15 protein-coding genes are annotated in these 18,159 nt (G+C 36.6%); 7 read left to right on the forward strand and 8 right to left on the reverse strand.

Annotated elements, in window-relative coordinates; genetic code table 11:
* Window positions 1–231 precede the first annotated feature (231 nt).
* The 7 genes from J5V48_RS04060 (at window position 232) to J5V48_RS04090 (ending at window position 8,350) form a co-directional block, all read left to right on the forward strand.
* Window positions 232–1,737, forward strand: coding sequence for an anthranilate synthase component 1 (locus J5V48_RS04060; protein WP_219937283.1), 1,506 nt, complete (start codon window positions 232–234; stop codon window positions 1,735–1,737).
* A gap of 1 nt (window position 1,738) precedes the next feature.
* The gene (locus tag J5V48_RS04065) at window positions 1,739–2,338 is read left to right on the forward strand and encodes an aminodeoxychorismate/anthranilate synthase component II (RefSeq protein WP_219937284.1); all 600 of its coding nucleotides are present in this window, start codon (window positions 1,739–1,741) and stop codon (window positions 2,336–2,338) included.
* A gap of 272 nt (window positions 2,339–2,610) precedes the next feature.
* Complete coding sequence (trpD, locus tag J5V48_RS04070; RefSeq protein WP_219937285.1) at window positions 2,611–3,630, forward strand: anthranilate phosphoribosyltransferase; 1,020 nt, start codon at window positions 2,611–2,613, stop codon at window positions 3,628–3,630.
* A 4-nt stretch (window positions 3,631–3,634) separates the two neighbouring features.
* Window positions 3,635–5,056, forward strand: a complete 1,422-nt coding sequence (trpCF, locus tag J5V48_RS04075; RefSeq protein ID WP_219937286.1) for a bifunctional indole-3-glycerol-phosphate synthase TrpC/phosphoribosylanthranilate isomerase TrpF — start codon at window positions 3,635–3,637, stop codon at window positions 5,054–5,056.
* An 11-nt stretch (window positions 5,057–5,067) separates the two neighbouring features.
* On the forward strand, window positions 5,068–6,297 hold the full coding sequence (trpB, locus tag J5V48_RS04080; protein WP_219937287.1) for a tryptophan synthase subunit beta: 1,230 nt from the start codon (window positions 5,068–5,070) through the stop codon (window positions 6,295–6,297).
* A 10-nt stretch (window positions 6,298–6,307) separates the two neighbouring features.
* Window positions 6,308–7,123 carry a tryptophan synthase subunit alpha gene (gene trpA / locus J5V48_RS04085; protein ID WP_219937288.1) on the forward strand — a complete coding sequence of 272 codons (816 nt, stop codon included), beginning with the start codon at window positions 6,308–6,310 and terminating at the stop codon, window positions 7,121–7,123.
* Window positions 7,124–7,177: 54 nt separating this feature from the next.
* Window positions 7,178–8,350: an MFS transporter gene (locus J5V48_RS04090; RefSeq protein WP_219937289.1), complete on the forward strand. Its 1,173-nt coding sequence runs from the start codon at window positions 7,178–7,180 to the stop codon at window positions 8,348–8,350.
* A gap of 51 nt (window positions 8,351–8,401) precedes the next feature.
* Here the strand turns inward: J5V48_RS04090 and J5V48_RS04095 are convergent, their stop codons facing one another.
* The 8 genes from J5V48_RS04095 to pepT form a co-directional block, all read right to left on the reverse strand.
* Window positions 8,402–9,745 (reverse strand): esterase-like activity of phytase family protein, encoded by a 1,344-nt coding sequence (locus J5V48_RS04095; RefSeq protein WP_219937290.1) that lies wholly within the window; start codon window positions 9,743–9,745, stop codon window positions 8,402–8,404.
* Between the two features lie 77 nt (window positions 9,746–9,822).
* Entirely contained in the window at window positions 9,823–10,767 is a 945-nt protein-coding gene (locus tag J5V48_RS04100) for a hypothetical protein (RefSeq protein ID WP_219937291.1), read from the reverse strand.
* Between the two features lie 323 nt (window positions 10,768–11,090).
* A complete protein-coding gene (gene serA / locus J5V48_RS04105) occupies window positions 11,091–12,326 on the reverse strand; it encodes a phosphoglycerate dehydrogenase (RefSeq protein WP_219937292.1) in 1,236 nt (411 codons plus the stop codon).
* A gap of 62 nt (window positions 12,327–12,388) precedes the next feature.
* A complete protein-coding gene (locus J5V48_RS04110) occupies window positions 12,389–13,501 on the reverse strand; it encodes a 3-deoxy-7-phosphoheptulonate synthase (protein ID WP_219937293.1) in 1,113 nt (370 codons plus the stop codon).
* Window positions 13,502–13,768: 267 nt separating this feature from the next.
* On the reverse strand, window positions 13,769–14,575 hold the full coding sequence (locus J5V48_RS04115) for an exodeoxyribonuclease III (protein ID WP_219937294.1): 807 nt from the start codon (window positions 14,573–14,575) through the stop codon (window positions 13,769–13,771).
* A complete protein-coding gene (locus J5V48_RS04120; RefSeq protein ID WP_219937295.1) occupies window positions 14,572–15,972 on the reverse strand; it encodes a TolC family protein in 1,401 nt (466 codons plus the stop codon). Before J5V48_RS04120 ends, J5V48_RS04115 begins: the two co-directional genes overlap by 4 nt.
* A gap of 28 nt (window positions 15,973–16,000) precedes the next feature.
* Complete coding sequence (gene rfbD, locus J5V48_RS04125) at window positions 16,001–16,879, reverse strand: dTDP-4-dehydrorhamnose reductase (protein WP_219937296.1); 879 nt, start codon at window positions 16,877–16,879, stop codon at window positions 16,001–16,003.
* A gap of 8 nt (window positions 16,880–16,887) precedes the next feature.
* Entirely contained in the window at window positions 16,888–18,153 is a 1,266-nt protein-coding gene (gene pepT / locus J5V48_RS04130; protein ID WP_219937297.1) for a peptidase T, read from the reverse strand.
* Window positions 18,154–18,159 lie beyond the last annotated feature (6 nt).

Consider the following 18,159-nt stretch of genomic DNA (forward strand, 5'->3'; position numbering starts at 1 on the left):
TAATTGAGAGCATTTTTTATTTTCAGAAAAATTTTCTTGATTTTTGCTATTTTCTAGGACTATTATAAAAATAACTTGAAAAAAGGATATTTTTAAAATGATTTTCTTTAATACAAACAAATCAGCTAAGTTATGGTGGTGCCTCGTTTAATGCGGGGTTTTTGTGTTTGTATTTACAGATTTCTAAAAGGCCCGCAGATTGCGGGCCTTTTTCGTTATTAAGGACTTATTATGAAAAATATAATTTTCGAAACAAAATACCTTAAAGCACCTCATCTTTTTTATAAGGACTTTTGTAACAAGGAAAATACAATTCTATTTGAATCAGCTGAAATTGTAGATAAAAGCGGTGTACAGAGTCTTATTGGCTTATCAACAGCATTAAAAATTACCTGCGATGATTTGAAAGTTACTGTAAAGGCACTAAATGAAAACGGCACTGCTCTGTTAAAGCTGATATCAGATGATCTTAATATAACTACTTGTGACAGCTCTTTTTCAATTTGCTATACAAGACCTAGTAAAAATCTTGATGAATATTCAAGATTGAAGAGTGATGGTCCTTTTAGTGTACTACGTGTTCTGCAAAAACATATAAAGGATTGTAATGACATCTTTATTGGAGGTACCATTGCATTTGACTTTATAAACAATTATGAATACATAGGTGATGTTCCAAAAGGTGAAAATCCATGCTCTGACTACACATTCTATGTATTTGACGTTTCTGTAAGAGTAAACCATATTGAAAAGACAACAAAGGTAAATGCCTACATTTTTGCAGAAAATGCATACAAAGACACAGCTTTTACAGCTCTCTCCATAAAAGAGGCTTTAGATGATTTTGATAAAGAGGATACTCTTGATATAAGCTTCAGTGTAAAGCCAGAGATTACCCCAGATCTAAATGATCAGGAATTTTCAAAAATCGTTTGTGCAATTAAAGAGCATATAATCAAAGGTGATGCGTTCCAGGTAGTTCCATCAAGAACATTCTCTCTTGACTGTAAAAATTCTTTACTTGCGTATACCTATCTTAAAAAACTCAATCCATCCCCTTATATGTACTTTATCCATGACGAGAACTTTACACTCTTTGGAGCCTCTCCTGAATATGCCGTACGCTATGAGGCTCATAACAGACAGGTTTCAATAAGTCCCATTGCAGGAACAAGAGCAAGAGGTCTTAACGCTGACGGTACTGTTAACAGAGAGCTTGATTCAAGAATCGAGCTTGAACTTAGAACAGACAGAAAAGAGGTAGCTGAACATCTTATGCTAGTTGATCTTGCAAGAAACGATATTGCAAGAATCTCAAAGCCTGGCACAAGATATGTTGATAACATGCTGCATGTTGATAAATACCAGTCAGTTATGCATCTTGTATCAGATGTACATGGAACATTAAGAGACGATCTTGACGGACTGCATGCATACCTTGCATGCATGAACATGGGTACACTCTCAGGTGCACCAAAAATCAAAGCTCATGAGCTTATTTACAGATATGAAGGTAAAAAAAGAGGATCTTATGGCGGTACTGTATGCATTCTCTCAAATGATGGATCGCTAGACAGCTGTATTGCTATCAGATCAGCTTTCGTAAAAAATGATAAAGCCTACGTTCAGGCCGGATGCGGTGTGGTATTCGACTCAGATATCAGTGCAGAGTGTCTTGAGACAGTAAACAAGGCAAAGTCAGTATTAACAGCAATTACAATGGCAAAGGCAGAATAAAATGGCAACAATAATCTTCATAGATAATTTCGATTCTTTTACATATAACCTTGTTGACGAATTCAGAGTATTAAATCATGAAGTACTGGTGTACAGAAATGATGCTGATATTGATTTTATCAGTAATCTTGCAAAGCAAAAGCAAGAGAATGGTGAAAAAGTACTTTTTGTTCTCTCACCAGGACCATCATCTCCATCAGATGCAAACAATCTAATTGGAATAATCAAAAGCAATCTTGGTAAATATCCTATGCTTGGAATCTGCCTTGGTCATCAGGCTTTAGGTCAGGTATTAGGCGGCAAGGTAGTAAGAGCAGATAAAATCGTACATGGAAAAAGCTCTATGATAAATCATGTCAATAAGATTTGCTTTTCAAATCTTCCAAATCCACTTAAGGTTGCAAGATATCACTCTCTTGTTGTAGAAGATCTGCCAGAGGATGTTGATGTTTTATCAAGTGTTGATAATATGTGTATGTCTCTATACAGCAAAAAGTACAATGTTTTAGGTTTTCAGTTTCATCCTGAATCTATAATGTCTACCTATGGAAGAGTACTTTTAGATAACGCCATCACTTGTCTTATCGGAAAAAACATGTAAAACTGTTTCAATTTGGTGCAGATTAGCTACTGTAATAAAATAAATTTAGATTTTTGTTTACAGCAGATAAATTTTGAGTAATACTGCTATCAAAAGATATTTTCACGGAATTAAATTTAAAATGACATTTTTCAATACAAACAATTCAGCTAAGTTATGGTGGTGCCTCGTTTAATGCGGGGTATTTGTGTTTGTATTTACAGATTTAATAAAAGGCCCGCAAATTTGCGGGCCTTTTTCGTTTCAGATTAAAAATTTAAAGGACAAAAAAAATGAAAGATATTATCGAAAAACTTTACAACAAAGATAACTTAAGCTTTGATGAGACAAAAACAATTTTTGAGGAAATCTTTGCAGGTAAACTTGATCCTATCGTATTCTCATCAGTACTTACTGCAATGAAGATTAAAGGCTACTGCTCTGACGAGCTTGGTGGTGCAGCAAATGCAATGATTAGTGCAGCTCTACCATTCAACCGTAACCGTGATATCTGCGTAGGTGAAATCGTAGGTACCGGCGGTGACAAATTAAAAACAATCAATATTTCAACAATCAGTGCAATTGTCTGCGCTTCATTAGGCTTACATGTTGCAAAACATGGTAATACAGCAGTAAGTTCAAAGTCAGGCGCATCAGATGTTCTAACACAGTTAGGTTACAACATTAGAGCTGAGCAAAAGGATACTTTACGTGCACTTGAAGAGCAGGGATTTGCTTTCTTCTTTGCGCAGAAATATCACACAGGCATGAAATACGCAGCTCCTGTAAGAAAGGCTCTTGGCACCTCAACAATCTTCAATATATTAGGACCAATCTGTAACCCTGCACACGTTGATTATGAGCTTTTAGGCTGTTATGACGAAAATCTTCTTGAGGATATGGCTTTAGCATTAAAACTCAACAATGTTAAAAGAGCTATGGTAATCAATGGCAACGGTATGGACGAGATTTCAATCTTCGGTCAAACAAAGGTTTGTGAGTTACTAGAAAACGGAGATACAAGAAAATATACTCTCACAAATGAGGATTTTGGTATCAAGGGCAACTATACACAATCTGATTTAACAGGCGGTGATGCTGTTGAAAATGCAAAGACAGCAAAGCAGATCCTATCTGGCAAGGGTTGCGATGCTCACAATGCAGTAATTGCAGCAAATACTTCTGCAATGCTCTATTTAGCTGGCAAAACAGACAATTTCAAGAGCGGTTTTGAAATGGCATTAGAAGAAATTAAATCAGGTCGCGCTCTGAACAGATTTGAGAAAATTGCAAAAATCTCTATGGGTCTTTAATAAAATGCTGCAAAAAGAACCACTAACAGAACAGGCAAAGTCTTTTAAAGGTCTTAATATTGCAGGTATTGAAAACACAGTACTTGCAACCATCGTGAACAGAAAAGTTCAGGATGTAAAAGAGCTAAAAGTTACAGGCAAAAGAACAGCACCTTTAGTTTCCTTTAAAAAGGCTTTAAGTGATAGAACTAAAAAGAATTTTATTTTAGAGTGCAAGAAGTCATCTCCAACTCTTGGAAATTTCTGCAAGGATTTTAACCTGGATAGAATCACTAACTGCTACAACACAAGAGCTAGTGCAATATCTGTTCTGTGTGAAAAGCATTTTTTCAACGGATCAAGTGAATATTTAAGCTATGTTAAAAGCAAAACTGCTCTGCCTGTTCTTTACAAGGATTTTGTAATCTGTAAAGAGCAGATTGATGATGCCTATGTAAGTGGAGCTGATGCTGTACTGCTAATGCTTTCCTTACTTGATAATGATACCTATCTTTCTTTGTACAGCTATGCAAAATCATTAAATCTTGATGTGCTAACAGAGGTTGACAATGAAGAACAGGCTAGATTTGCTAAATCTCAAAAGATAGACATCGTTGGTATTAACAACAGAGATTTGAGAACCTTAAAGATTGATATTAGCAATGCTAAAAAAATAGCCAGGATTTTTGACTCTGATACCATCGTAGTTTCAGAATCTGGTATCAATGAACACTCTGATCTGTTTTATCTTCGAGATATCAGCTGCTTTTTAATCGGATCATCACTTACAAAGTCTGATGATATCGTATTTAAAGCAAACTCAATGCTCTATGGTACCAACAAAATATGCGGTATCACAACCAAAGAGGCACTTGCAGCAGCCATTGATGTTCATGCATCTATTGCAGGATTTATCTTCTTTGAAAAATCAGTAAGAAACATAAGTGCTGATAAAGCTGCTGAATTTGCAGATTTTGCAAGAGGCAAAATCCGATTTGCAGGTGTATTTGTAAATGAAACATTAGATACTGTTGAATTGATAGCTAAAAAGGTTGGTCTTGATTATATTCAGCTTCATGGCAGTGAAGATGCCGAATATATAAATGAGCTAAAAAGAAGATTAGAAAATATAAAAATCATTAAGGCTCTTAATATAGAATCATCTGATGATTTTTCAAAAATTGACAACTACATTCAAACATGTGAATACATCATTTTAGATTCAAAAACCCCAGGCTCAGGCAGCTCTTTTGACTGGAATACAATCCCTGATTCATATGACAAATCAAAAATTCTTCTGTCAGGCGGTATTGGACCTGACAATGTAGAAAAGGCTCTATCACTTGGATTTGCAGGACTTGATCTGAACTCAAAGCTTGAAGAGACAAAAGGTATTAAATCAGTTACTAAAATTCTGAATACATTCAGAATAATAAACAATTTCTAACAGGAGTTATTATGACTATTCTAAATCCATTTTTCGGTAAATACGGCGGACAGTATGTTCCTGAAGTTCTTATTCCAGCTTTAGACGAACTTGAAAAAACATTTATTGAGTGCAGAGATGATCCTACCTTTAAAAAGGAGTTATCCGATCTGTTAAACAAATATGCAGGCAGACCAACTCCACTTACTCTTTGCAGAAACCTGACAAAAGGTACCAAAACAAAAATCTATTTAAAGCGTGAAGACTTACTTCATGGCGGTGCACACAAGACAAACCAGGTTTTAGGTCAGGCTCTTCTTGCAAAAAGAATGGGTAAAACAAGAATCATTGCAGAAACAGGTGCAGGTCAGCACGGTGTTGCTACAGCACTAATTTGTGCTCTTTTAGGCTTCAAGTGTACCATCTACATGGGTGCAACAGATACTCAAAGACAGAAGCCTAACGTATTTCGCATGAGACTTATGGGTGCTGAGGTTATCCCTGTATCTGTAGGAGCTGCTACATTGAAGGAAGCCTGCAATGAAGCTCTTCGTGATTATGCTGCAAACTTCAAGGATACACACTATATGATTGGTACTGCTGCAGGCCCTCATCCATTCCCAACTATCGTAAGAGAGTTCCAGAAGATCATAGGTGAGGAAATTCATCAGCAGATACTTGAAGAGGAAGGCAGACTTCCTGACGCATGTATTGCATGCGTTGGCGGTGGCTCAAATGCAATTGGCGTATTCACTGATTTTCTTGATACAGATGTACCACTTTATGGTGTTGAACCATATGGTCTTGGTATCGATACAGAAAAACACGGTGCTACCTTGAACAAGGGCGATGACTGTATCTTCTTTGGTGCATACTCAAAATGCCTTCAGAACAAAGACGGTCAGATCAATGAATCCTACTCTATATCAGCAGGTCTTGATTTCCCATCTGTAGGGCCACAGCATGCTTATTTAAGAGACACTGGCCGAGTAAAATACGTTGGTGCAACCGATGACGATGCTTTAAATGCATTTGTTGAACTTTCACAAAAGGAAGGCATCATCCCGGCACTTGAATCATCTCATGCGCTTGCATATGCTCTAAGACTTATGAGGCAGAATCCTGACAAGGAGCAGATCCTGGTTGTTAATATTTCAGGTCGCGGCGACAAGGATATCTTCAATGTATCAGAAATTCTTGAGAAGAAAGGATGTATTGAAGATGACAGAGTTGATACATCAAAATTAAAGATCACATTATAAGGAGAAAGACATGACACAGCGTTTTGAAAATACCTTTGCAAAGCTTGAAAAACTCAATGAAGGTGCCTTTATGCCTTTCGTTTCACTTTGTGATCCAAACTTTGATACAAGCCTTGAAATATTAAAGACTGTTATTGACTCTGGTGCTGATGCTTTAGAGCTAGGTTTTCCATTCTCTGATCCAAGTGCTGACGGTCCTGTTATTCAGCAGTCCGACAAGAGAGCATTAAATTCAGGAGCAAATACTGATGACTTTTTCAGAATCATCAAGAAAATGCGTGAGTATAACAATGAAATTCCTATAAGTATTCTTGTATATGCCAATGTTGTGCTTGCAAGAGGAATCAACAGATTCTACAAGGATGCAGCAGATGCTGGTATCGATGCTGTTCTTATACCAGATATTCCTTGCAATATGCTAAATACATGTGACGATTTTGAAAAGTGCGCAAAGGACAATGATGTTGATCTTGTTCTTATCGCTCCACCTAATGCATCAGAAGATACAATCAAAACTATCTGCAGCAAGTCAAAAGGTTATACCTATGTAGTATCACGTTTTGGTATTACCGGTACTGACAGCGAATCTGGCTACCCTGTAGAGGTTATTGAATCTGTTAAAATGAACAATGGCCCTGCACCTGTACTTGGTTTTGGTATATCAAAGCCAGATCATGTAAGATCTGCTATCAAGGCTGGCGCAAAAGGTGCTATTTCAGGCTCTGCAATTGTTAAGATAATTGCAAATAATCTTGATAACACTAATAAAATGAAATCCGAAATATCAAGCTTTATAAAGGCAATGAAAGAAGCTACCAAGCAGTAAGTAAAAAGGCAATGGCAAAACCATTGCCTGATTTTTAATTTAAGAAGAGACTTTATGAAAATACTATCAGGCAAAGATTCACTACTTTTAAGTGCTGGTCACTTTGCAACAGACATCAATCACGGCTCACTGCCAATTATTCTCGCTTATCTATATCAGAATAATATTCTGACATCATATTCACAGGTTGCTCTTTTAATGATGGCAAATACTATTTTAAATGCCATCATTCAGCCACTAGCTGGAAATCTGTCAGATAAAGAGGCAAGACCTTATCTTATGAGCGTTGGAATATTTCTGGCTTTTTCAGGAGTAATGTTCATAGGTTTTATAGATAATATCTACCTTCTGTATGCCCTTATCTGTCTTAACGGAGTTGGTTCTGCAATTTTCCATCCTGCAGGCGGAAAGATGTCACATATTATAGGTGGTGCAAGACAAGGCAAGAGCATGTCTTTGTTCTCTGTTGGCGGTAATGCAGGAATGGCTGCAGGACCATTTTATTTTACATTCCTTTATATGTTCTTCTCGCTAAAAGCTACACTTGCAATGTGTATTCCAGGCCTTGTCGTTATTGCACTGCTTATGTTAAAGAACAGATACTATACTTTAAAGACAATGCATCATGACAATCTTGTGAAAAAAGACAAGAACAGCACACAAAAGGAAAATGTAAAAGGCTTTATCTATCTTGTATCAGTTTTATTTATCAGATCAACTGCTTGGTTTACATTCATTTCATTCATTTCACTGTATTTTATGCATCTTATGAATGTTAAGGATGAAACTGCAACTCTTATCAATGGCTTTATCTGCCTTACAGGTGCAATTGCAACATTCACAGGAGGCACATTCTCAGATAAGCTTGGCTATAAGAGACTGATTATGATCTGCTCATCTATGAGTGCATTATGTTTCATTGTGTTCCTTTTCACAAAGACACCATTATTTGCAGTGATTTCTTTACTGCCATTTGCTTTTTGTTTCTTTATGTCAATGTCACCTTATGTTGTGATAGGACAGAAACTTCTGTGCAGACATGTAGGTATGGCAACAGGATTTACCATTGGTCTTTCTATGAGTTTTGGCGGACTTATGTCACCACTGCTTGGCAAACTTGGAGACACTTACGGTCTTGATGTGACAATGAAAACTGTTGCAATATTCATTGTATTAGAAGCTCTAGGTACTATTTTCTTACCTAAAGTTGATAATAAAAAACAGTAAAAAAAACTGCCATAATTATTTATGGCAGCTTCATTATTTTTTTTAATTCAATTACAGTTTTTCATCAAGCTTTATAAAGAAGAGCTCATTTACACTTTCTTCATCACTTAAATAGCTGAACTTGATTTTTGCATCTGACATCAGGCTATCAAAGTACAGCTGTTTATTTGAATCAACAGTATAATCTGTTATTTTCTCCTTACGCTTCTTATCCTTGATTTTTACATCAAGACCAAAATCATTGTCATTGATTACAACAAGAGTCTGTCTATCATCAAGAAGAGCAAGACCTTCTGCCTTTTCATGCACATAGCCAAGTGCTCTTAAATCAGCAACTAAAGTCTTCTCGCCAATAACAATATCAGCGCTGTCCTGATAGAACTCAGGTTCAAAACCATCCTTATAAAAATCAGTAATATCAGTAGCATTTGAAAAATCTACCTTATAAATAAGGTTTCTCATTTTCTTATTCTTGTCTTTGCCTTGTTCAATAATCAAAAATTCAGTATCAGACAGAGCAAGAATATCTCCAAGCTTTGCATCCTTTGTCTTTTTGTACTCATCAGCATCTATTGGATATGCATATGTTCTGAATTTACCGGTGTTTGGATCGGTTAAAACAACTCGGGTGAACTTGGCTGTTGGTGATGATTTTTTACCATCTCGTTTGATTTCAAGAACACTCTGCTCTAAAACAGCAAGCTCGCCTGATGGTGTAATAGAAATGCCCTCACAGCCTCTGTTCTCGATTCTGTACTTAAGGATCTCAGGAAGTCCGTTTCCTGGATAAAAACGATTTAACTCTTTACCATCTTTTGAATACTTGATAACAAAAGGACCATATTCATCGCAAATATAGAAATTACCGTCCTTATCAATTGTTATACCTTCAGGATCAAGTCCTTTATTATCAAAAGGCAATATTTCAAGTGAATCTGTCAAACCAACTTCGTTTGTTGTTCCAATCTTTCCTTTTGGAATTGGTAAACCTGAAATCTTATTTGAATTCTGATCTTTTAAAGTAATTACCTTTTCAATTGTAGCCTTATTCTTTTCAACTCTGATAAGACCAATCTGAGGTGTAAAATCTGGAGCTAAAAAGAATTTTGATGCACTTTCAGAGCCATCTTTGGCTTTAAAGTTTGGAGCATCGCCATTAGGACCTCTATCTGTCAGTCCATAAAAATACAGCTCTCCATGATCTCCCATTTTGTAATAGGTTAAAGATGAGCCAAAGCCTGTTTTAAAACCATTTTTCAGTGACTTGTTACTGCCACTGTATTTCACATACTGAGATTTATCAAGCTCGATATTTATCTTACTTATTTCAATTGCCTGAGCACTTAAAGCAAGAAAAGGAAGAGATGTTATAAACAGTTTTGAGATGAATTTCATAAAAAATACTCCTTTATCTATAGGAGTATTATCTAAAAATATAGTTAAATTGAGATTGTTAAATGGTTAATAATCTGTTAATTCGAACTGTTTTTTACAGCATTTCCATCAGAATCAATAGCCATTTCAGTTGCTGTACCTAAAGATTCCTCTTTTGGAGTCTCTGTAATAGGTTTTCCATCTTCACCAATTGAAGCCTCCTCTCCACCTGGCGTAAAGAGTTTTAGTTCAGGCTCTTTTTGCTCTTCTTTAGCAGGTTCAACAACAGAATCGACAGCTGGAGTTTCCTCCTCATCTTTTGCAAGACCATCTGATGGAATTTTTGGTTTTAATGAGAAATCCTTCTCTACTGCATCAACCGGCTCTTTTGTAATATAGTCAGGAAGAAGTTTCACCTCACCACGGTGATTCTGTGCAATTGAATTTAATCTTACACAGTCGTTTAAAACAATCTTTGAATACTCAAGAAAACCTTCAAGCGGAATTGTATATATTCTTGGTTTGAAGCCTTTTCCCTGTAAAAGACCGATGGTAAGCTTTCCACCTTCTGCTAACTGAAGATATAAATCTGATAATGCTCTTTTCTGTGGCGCCGTAATAGGTGCGAAAACAAGTCTACTAGGTGCAACAACCTGAGCTCTTAAAGAATATTCTCTGCCTCTGTCTACAAGGAATCTTGCAAAGGAAAAACCTCTTATCTTGTCATTTACTGATATATCAAGAGTTGGTACGTGCAGTTCAAATGCAGGAGTTGCACTTTGATACATGCATGCTGCCTTGAAGGTAAATTTGTTTGTCAGTGAATTATGAATAGTTATACTTGCCTGACGGTTTTCTATTGTTCTGTCAAGCTCGATAATCTTAGCTGCAGATCCTTTTGTAAAGGAATAAGATCCTGAATCATATATACGCCATATATATGAAGAAGATATAGACCAGCCTGAAGTCATGACAGCACAGGCCGGTGCTGCGACAAAAGGTAGAGCTAAAAGCAGATGTTTAAAAATATTCTTGCACTTCATGCCTTTATTCTAATATAGATTTTAAATTCTTTAAAAATAAAAATTGAATTATGTTGGCTTTTGTGAAGGCGGAAACACATATACAGTATAAAATTTGTTTATTACGAGAGGAGTGAAGAAATTTTGTTTATAACAATGGTCTTGAACTCTTTGCAAAAAGTAAAAATTATTATCAAATAAAGGCAAACTTAAAAATACAAATTGAATTGTGTTTTAAAGAAAACACTTCTTTTTGAAGTAAACAAAAAGGGAACTAAGATTTAATCTTTAGCCCCCTTTTTTTACAGCGATAAACATTTATCGCTATTTTATTCATTAAGATCTTAGTAAAGAATACGGCACTTTAATGTACCATCAATCTTCTTGAGCTGTGATACTACAGATGCAGGATCTGCTGAGTGGATATCCATAACAACGTAACCGATATCAGCATTTGTCTGCAGATACTGAGCTGCAACGTTGATGTTTTCCTTAGCAAAGATCTCATTGATCTGACGCATAACACCAGGAACATTCTTATGAATGTGCAGTAGACGAGATACATCCTCACGAATTGCAGGTAGTGAAACCTCAGGGAAGTTTACAGCAGTAAGTGTTGAGCCGTTATCTGAGTATAAAGCAAGCTTCTCTGCAACCTCAGTACCAATGTTACGCTGAGCTTCCTCAGTACCAGCACCGATGTGTGGTGTAAGAATTACATTATCAAACTCACGAAGAGGAGTTACAAACTCTTCACCGTTCTTTGAAGGCTCCTTTGGATATACGTCAACAGCTGCACCTGCAACCTTACCTGAACGTAATGCATCAGCAAGAGCATTGATATCTACAACAGTACCACGTGATGCATTAATGAAGCGAACTCTATCCTTCATCTTTGCAAACTGCTCTGCTCCTATCATACCCTTTGTATTTGCAGTCTCAGGAACATGCAGAGTAACGATATCTGACTGAGCTAATAACTCATCTAATGATTCAACCTGCTTTGCATTACCTAAAACCATCTTGTTTTCTGTATCGTAGAAGATAACAGAAAGGCCTAAAGCTTCAGCAAGAATACCAACCTGAGTACCGATATGACCGTAGCCAATGATACCTAAAGTCTTACCACGAGCCTCATGACAGCCTGTAGCTGACTTATCCCAGCCACCTCTGTGCAACAGAGCATTTCTTGCAGGGATATCACGAAGTAACTGTAAGTATTCACCTGTTACAAGCTCAGCAACAGAACGTGTATTTGAGAAAGGTGCGTTAAATACAGGAATACCAAATTCAGCTGCAGCCTTTAAATCAACCTGGTTAGTACCGATACAGAAACAACCGATACCGATTAGCTTCTTTGCGTGAGACAAAACCTCACGGGTAAGATGAGTACGGGAGCGGATACCGATAAAATGAACATTTTCGATTTTATCTAAAAGCTCCTGACCATCTAAAGCTTTCTTCAGGTACTCAACGGAGGTGTAACCTGACTTTTTTAAAGCCTCAACAGCACTAGGATCAACACCCTCTAATAACAGGATTTTAATCTTTGATTTTTCTAAAGATAATGATGGATGCATGATTTCCTCTTTTTTACTTGGTACAAGCAAAAATGCCCAGCACTATCGCTGGGCACTATTAACTATTTAGCCTGATTCTTCTTTCTGCGCTCAAGCACTGCCTGATTCAGAATCTCACAGATTTCCTCTGTATCATCTATATTGATACATGCATCTGTAATTGACTGACCGTATACAAGGTTACGTAAATCCTTTGGCAGATCCTGACGACCTTCAACAAGATTTGACTCAAGCATTAAACCGAAGATGCGGTTATCGCCGTTTGCAATCTGATTTGCAACATCCTTTGATACGTCAACCTGCTTCTTGAACTGCTTGTTTGAATTTGAGTGAGATGCGTCAATCATAACCATAGGCTTTAAGTTTGCCTTAATAAGAGCCTGACAGGTCTTTTCAACATCAGCAGCTGAGTAGTTAGGCTCATGGCCGCCACGTAAAATTACGTGACAGTCTTCGTTACCCTTTGTATGAACAATAGCAACGTGGCCCATCTTTGTTACAGACATGAATGTATGCTCATTCTCAGCAGCGATAGTAGCATCAATAGCAATCTTAACTGAACCGTCGGTTGCATTCTTGAAACCGATTGGGCAGCTGATACCTGAAGCTAACTGTCTGTGTAGCTGAGACTCAGTAGTTCTTGCACCGATTGCACCCCATGAAATGAAGTCATCGATATACTGAACTGTAATTGGATCTAAAAACTCGGTTGCAGCTGGCATGCCAAGTGAGTTGATATCGCATAAAAGCTTGCGGGCAATTCTTAAACCGCTGTTGATATCATGTGAATCATCAAGACTAGGATCATTGATTAAGCCCTTCCAGCCAACAGTTGTACGTGGCTTTTCAAAGTATACACGCATGATGATAACAAGCTGCTTTTCATACTTCTGACGAAGCTTCATCAGACGGTTTGCGTAGTCGATTGCAGCCTGAGTATCATGTACAGAACATGGGCCTGCAATAACAACTAGACGGTCATCAACACCGTTGAAAATATTATGAATATCAGTTCTTGCCTTTGAGACAACCTGATTTGTAAATTCTGTTGCTGGGAATTTCTCTATTACAGCAATTGGAGGTAGCACCTGGTACATTTCACTAATTCTCGTATCTACAATACCGTGCCCTGCCTCATTAGGCGGGGTCAGGTTTAAATTCTTATCAATGGTCATATAGCATTCCGCCTAATTATTTAAAAAGAATAAAATCGCCAGTAATAATAGGATACACCAGCTTTCTGTGACTTTAACATGCTGTTAGATGAGCCAATAGATAGCACTGTATTTTTTATATCTTTATTACTGTTCACGATAGTTTCCTAAAAAATAAAAAATGGTAATTTCCATTACCACAAAAAAAAATAAAAACGTTCCTAATTATAATGACGATCAGTGTTAATAATCAATACTTGAAAGGAAATTATGTCACCATCATTTGTCTTATAAGTCAAGAACCAAAGTTACAGGACAGTGATCAGATCCTGTTACATTTGTTTCAACTCTTGCATCCTTAATACAGTCTTTAAGTTCATCAGATACGAAGAAGTAATCAATTCTCCATCCTATGTTCTTGGGTCTTGCAAAAGACTTGTATGACCACCAGCTGTATACATCCTTTACATCGCCGTTTACAAATCTGAATGTATCTATATATCCGTTATTTACAAGCTTATCTAAAAAAGCGCGCTCATTTGGCAGAAAACCTGTGTTTTTCATATTTGTCTTAGGTCTTGCCAGATCAATTTCTCTGTGAGCGATATTAAAGTCACCGCATACGACAATAGGCTTGTCTTTTCGAAGTTTCTGTGCATATTCAAAGAAAGCATCAAAAAAAGCCATCTTGTATGGAACTCTTTTAAACTCACCTGTAGGTTTACCTGATTCATCCAAAATTGCAGCACCGCCATTTGGGAAATAACCGTTGAAAAAATGGAATTTTTCAAACTCAAGGTGAACTATTCTTCCTTCACCTTTAAACTCCTCATATGGAAGTTCAAGCTCTACACACAGCGGTTTTATTTTTGTAAATACAGCTGTGCCTGAGTAACCTTTTTTAACAGTTGATGAACAGAAAAAGCTGTCATAGCCATCTTTTGTTCTTATTGAATCATCAAGCTGGCTTTCATCTGCCTTAGTTTCCTGAAAACTTATGATGTCATAATCAGTATTGGTAAACCAGGAAAAACCTTCTTTTTGAGAACAGGCTCTAATTCCGTTCACATTCCATGAGCTTAAAGTAATTGTCATTGATTTGTAAGTCCTTGTATATCCATCGAAGTTCCACCACCTAAAGCAGTAATAAGATCAACAGACTTTGTAAGTCTTGAAAGCTTTGCCTCAAGGTAATTTATCTTGGCTGTTCGCTTGTTGTCAGCAGATGTAATAAAATCATTCAAGGATACCAATCCTGCCTGATATCTTTCAAAATATCTTCTGTAATTATTCTCAGCAAGAGTTAAAGACTCCTCACTAATCTTAAGATTCCTGCTGCAGTAATCTAAAGCTGCTATGTTGTCATAAACCTCAGATACAGCATTTATATATCCGTCAACAAATGCAAGTTCAGCAATCTGTATATCTGTAAGTGCCTGCTTTCTTTTGATATTAAGAGAATTGAAGTTTAAAAAAGGCATGGTTACAGCAGCACCCAGTGTTGCAACAGGATTTTCAAGGAATCTGAAAAATGTATCTGTTTCTCCTGATGATAAGGATGCCTTTAAGGTAAAGTCAGGGAAGAAGTCCATCTTTGCCTTATTGTAAAGGGCATACGTTTTTCTCAGATTTGCTTCATTCTTTTTAAGATCAGGTCTGTTTTCTAAAAGTTTTGCAGGAACTGAAAGTGAAAAATCCATTATGCTGCTATCTTCAAGATTTGATGTTTCAATTCTTTCAATAACAGTATTTCCTAACAGTACGTTAAGTGCATTTGATGCATTCTTAAGATTCTGAACTCGTAAGAACAGCTGCTTTTTAACCTTCAGATGATTTATTCTTGCATCGTCCAGATCAAGTGAGTCAGCCGCACCTGCACTGTACTTGTTCTCAACAAGTTTCAATCTTGTTTCACTATCTGCTAAATCCTCTTTTGCAATCTTCAATGCCTGTCTTGCAAAAGCAAGATTCCAGTATGCCTTGAGTGTTGTTGCAATAACAGTATTTTTCATAGCAAGATACTCATATGCTGTTGCATTAAATGACTGCAGTGCAGCATCATCTGATGCTTCAAGCTTTGAGAACAGATCTACTTGATAGGCTGCGGAGAAATTAGCAGAAGATCGTTTTACAGAATGATCATGATAATCAGTATGTCTGCTGCTTGATGATGATAAGCTTCCTGATAAATCAATATTATGATCAGATGATGCAAGATCGATATTTAATAAAGCTTTTTTTACGTTAAGATATGATGACTTCAATGAAATATTGTTCAAAAGCGCTTTTTTGACTATCTCATTGAGTTTCTCATCATTAAAAGCAAGATAATAGTTCTCCTCTATTAAAGATCCGTTATAGCGGGAAGAGCCTTTAAAAAATGTCTCTTTTTCAAATTCCGGCTCTTTGTAATCTGTAAAAAAAGTAGAACAAGAAGCTAATAAAAAAGAAACGAATGCAAATGAAAGTGCAACGGATGCTTTTTTTAACATATAACTCCTTTAATCTTGTTCTTTATATCTATTCAGCAGACAGAGTCTCATCTAGATAATAAGACCAGTCTCTCATTTTTACATTGAATGTTTTTTCAAATTTGTCACAGCTCATTCTTGAATCATTTGGTCTTTGAGCTTTTGCGCCAAACTCTTTTTGAGTGGTCATCAGGACATCTACACGATGGTCAACAAGACCTAGTTTTGCAGCTCTGTCTATAATTATCTTTGCAAAATCATTTCTGTTGATTGCAGGTGTACAGCAGTAATTATAAATACCAAAGTCATCAAAGTCTGTTTTGAAAATAAGATTTGCAATCATGCCAATATCTTCAGCTAAAGCTCTTGCAGATGTCGGATTGCCAAGCTCGTCTGCAACGACCTTTAAAGAATCTCTTGTTTTTGCAAGATTTCTCATTGCCTTAACAAAATTCTTTCCATATCGACCGAAAATCCAAGATGATCTTAAAATTACATATTTACAGCCGGATTCTAAAATAAATCTTTCGCCAAACAGTTTTGTTCTGCCATACTCACAATGGGTAGCAACCTCATCATTTTCCGTATGCTCTTTTTGTGTATTATTGTCATAAACATAATCAGTGGAAATATGAATTAGAGGAATGTCATACTTTATGCACTCTCTTGCTAAAAGCTTTGGACCTAAAGCATTTACGGCATAGCAAAGTTCTTTTTCATCCTCTGCCTTATCAACAGCTGTATAAGCTGCACTGTTAATGACAAGATCAATCTTTGATGATTCAAATAAGGATGAAATCTCCTGCTCATTTGTAATATCAAGATCACTGTGAGAGCATGCTAAAACCTTAAAGCCCTGCTCTAAAAGAACCTGATTGAGTTCAAGACCGACCTGACCTTTTGCACCTGTAAGTAAAACTAATGGCATTTTTATTCCTAAGACAGTTTATGCATGGATGTTACAAGATTTCTTACAACAGAATATGCCTTGTTAAATGAGGATACAACAAGGCATTCATACGGACCGTGACAGTTAAGTCCACCTGTGAATATATTAGGAGTTGGAAGTCCTCTGTTTGAAAGATTTGAGCCGTCAGTGCCGCCTCTTACCTTATTTAGTGAAACTTTCACTCCAGCATCTTTGTAAGCATCTTTAATTAAAGAAATATAATCCTCATGATCCTTTAAAACGTCCGCCATATTAGCATACTGGAAGGTAAATTTGGCATCTACTGTATCTTTTGAGTATCTGTTATTTAAAAAGGATATTATTGACCTTACAGTTTCAAGCCTCTGTTCCATGCCTTCTTTTGTAAAGTCTCTTATTATCATTTTTAGTGTTGCACTATCTGTAGAGCCTGACAGATCATGAATATGATAAAAACCTTCATCACCTAAAGTTGTCTCAGGTCTTTGCGATGCTGGGAGCATATTTATAAACTCATTTGCAATCATAAGTGCATTGTGAAGTGTCTTGTATGCAACAGCAGTATGAACACTTCTGCCTTTAAAATTGACAACTGCTCCATAGGCATTGAAAGTTGCAATATCAAGCTCACCTTCTTTTGTACCGTCAACAGTTACACCGTAATTGCAATCAATATCTGAAACACTTAGATGATCTGTGGATTTACCAATTTCCTCATCTACAGAAAAAATAATCTTTAATGGTCCGTGCTTTAAATTTGAATCCACACAGATTTCATGCATCAGTCGAAGTAGTATTGCAATGCCAGCCTTATCATCTGCACCTAAAAGTGTATTTCCATCTGTAACAATGATGTCCTGACCTTTAAATTCCTTTAATGCACAAGATACACTCTCATCAATGACAAGGGAGTTTGCAAGTCTTATTCCACTGCCATCATAATTCTTTACAAGAGCAGGCTTTATATCTGCACCAGATTTATCAGGTGCTGTATCCATATGAGCAAGAAGACAAAGTGATTTTACATTTTCCATCCCCTCACTTGCAGGTATAGAGACACTAACTACACCGTTATTATCCTGCACGCCTTTAAGACCTAGCTTATTGATAGCAGAAAGAAGATAGGCGCCGAATCTTAACTGTCCTACTGATGATGGTACAGTTGTTGAATCAGGATCAGCTTTAGTATCATATGAGATAAGCTCACAAAATGTATTTACAAGAGGATCTACACCACATAGGTTTTCAAGATCCAAAACTGAACTTTCCTGCATATAAAC

Source organism: Succinivibrio faecicola, assembly GCF_019448115.1.
Taxonomy (GTDB): domain Bacteria; phylum Pseudomonadota; class Gammaproteobacteria; order Enterobacterales; family Succinivibrionaceae; genus Succinivibrio; species Succinivibrio faecicola.

What these genes read in the sequence shown, in the direction of transcription:
- serA (WP_219937292.1), bottom strand. Translation starts at nt 12,326, where the DNA reads ATGCATCCATCATTATCTTTAGAAAAATCAAAGATTAAAATCCTGTTA.
- J5V48_RS04065 (WP_219937284.1), top strand. Translation starts at nt 1,739, where the DNA reads ATGGCAACAATAATCTTCATAGATAATTTCGATTCTTTTACATATAAC.
- J5V48_RS04120 (WP_219937295.1), bottom strand. Translation starts at nt 15,972, where the DNA reads ATGTTAAAAAAAGCATCCGTTGCACTTTCATTTGCATTCGTTTCTTTT.
- J5V48_RS04095 (WP_219937290.1), bottom strand. Translation starts at nt 9,745, where the DNA reads ATGAAATTCATCTCAAAACTGTTTATAACATCTCTTCCTTTTCTTGCT.
- J5V48_RS04110 (WP_219937293.1), bottom strand. Translation starts at nt 13,501, where the DNA reads ATGACCATTGATAAGAATTTAAACCTGACCCCGCCTAATGAGGCAGGG.
- J5V48_RS04090 (WP_219937289.1), top strand. Translation starts at nt 7,178, where the DNA reads ATGAAAATACTATCAGGCAAAGATTCACTACTTTTAAGTGCTGGTCAC.
- trpD (WP_219937285.1), top strand. Translation starts at nt 2,611, where the DNA reads ATGAAAGATATTATCGAAAAACTTTACAACAAAGATAACTTAAGCTTT.
- rfbD (WP_219937296.1), bottom strand. Translation starts at nt 16,879, where the DNA reads ATGCCATTAGTTTTACTTACAGGTGCAAAAGGTCAGGTCGGTCTTGAA.
- trpA (WP_219937288.1), top strand. Translation starts at nt 6,308, where the DNA reads ATGACACAGCGTTTTGAAAATACCTTTGCAAAGCTTGAAAAACTCAAT.
- J5V48_RS04060 (WP_219937283.1), top strand. Translation starts at nt 232, where the DNA reads ATGAAAAATATAATTTTCGAAACAAAATACCTTAAAGCACCTCATCTT.
- J5V48_RS04115 (WP_219937294.1), bottom strand. Translation starts at nt 14,575, where the DNA reads ATGACAATTACTTTAAGCTCATGGAATGTGAACGGAATTAGAGCCTGT.
- pepT (WP_219937297.1), bottom strand. Translation starts at nt 18,153, where the DNA reads ATGCAGGAAAGTTCAGTTTTGGATCTTGAAAACCTATGTGGTGTAGAT.
- trpB (WP_219937287.1), top strand. Translation starts at nt 5,068, where the DNA reads ATGACTATTCTAAATCCATTTTTCGGTAAATACGGCGGACAGTATGTT.
- J5V48_RS04100 (WP_219937291.1), bottom strand. Translation starts at nt 10,767, where the DNA reads ATGAAGTGCAAGAATATTTTTAAACATCTGCTTTTAGCTCTACCTTTT.
- trpCF (WP_219937286.1), top strand. Translation starts at nt 3,635, where the DNA reads ATGCTGCAAAAAGAACCACTAACAGAACAGGCAAAGTCTTTTAAAGGT.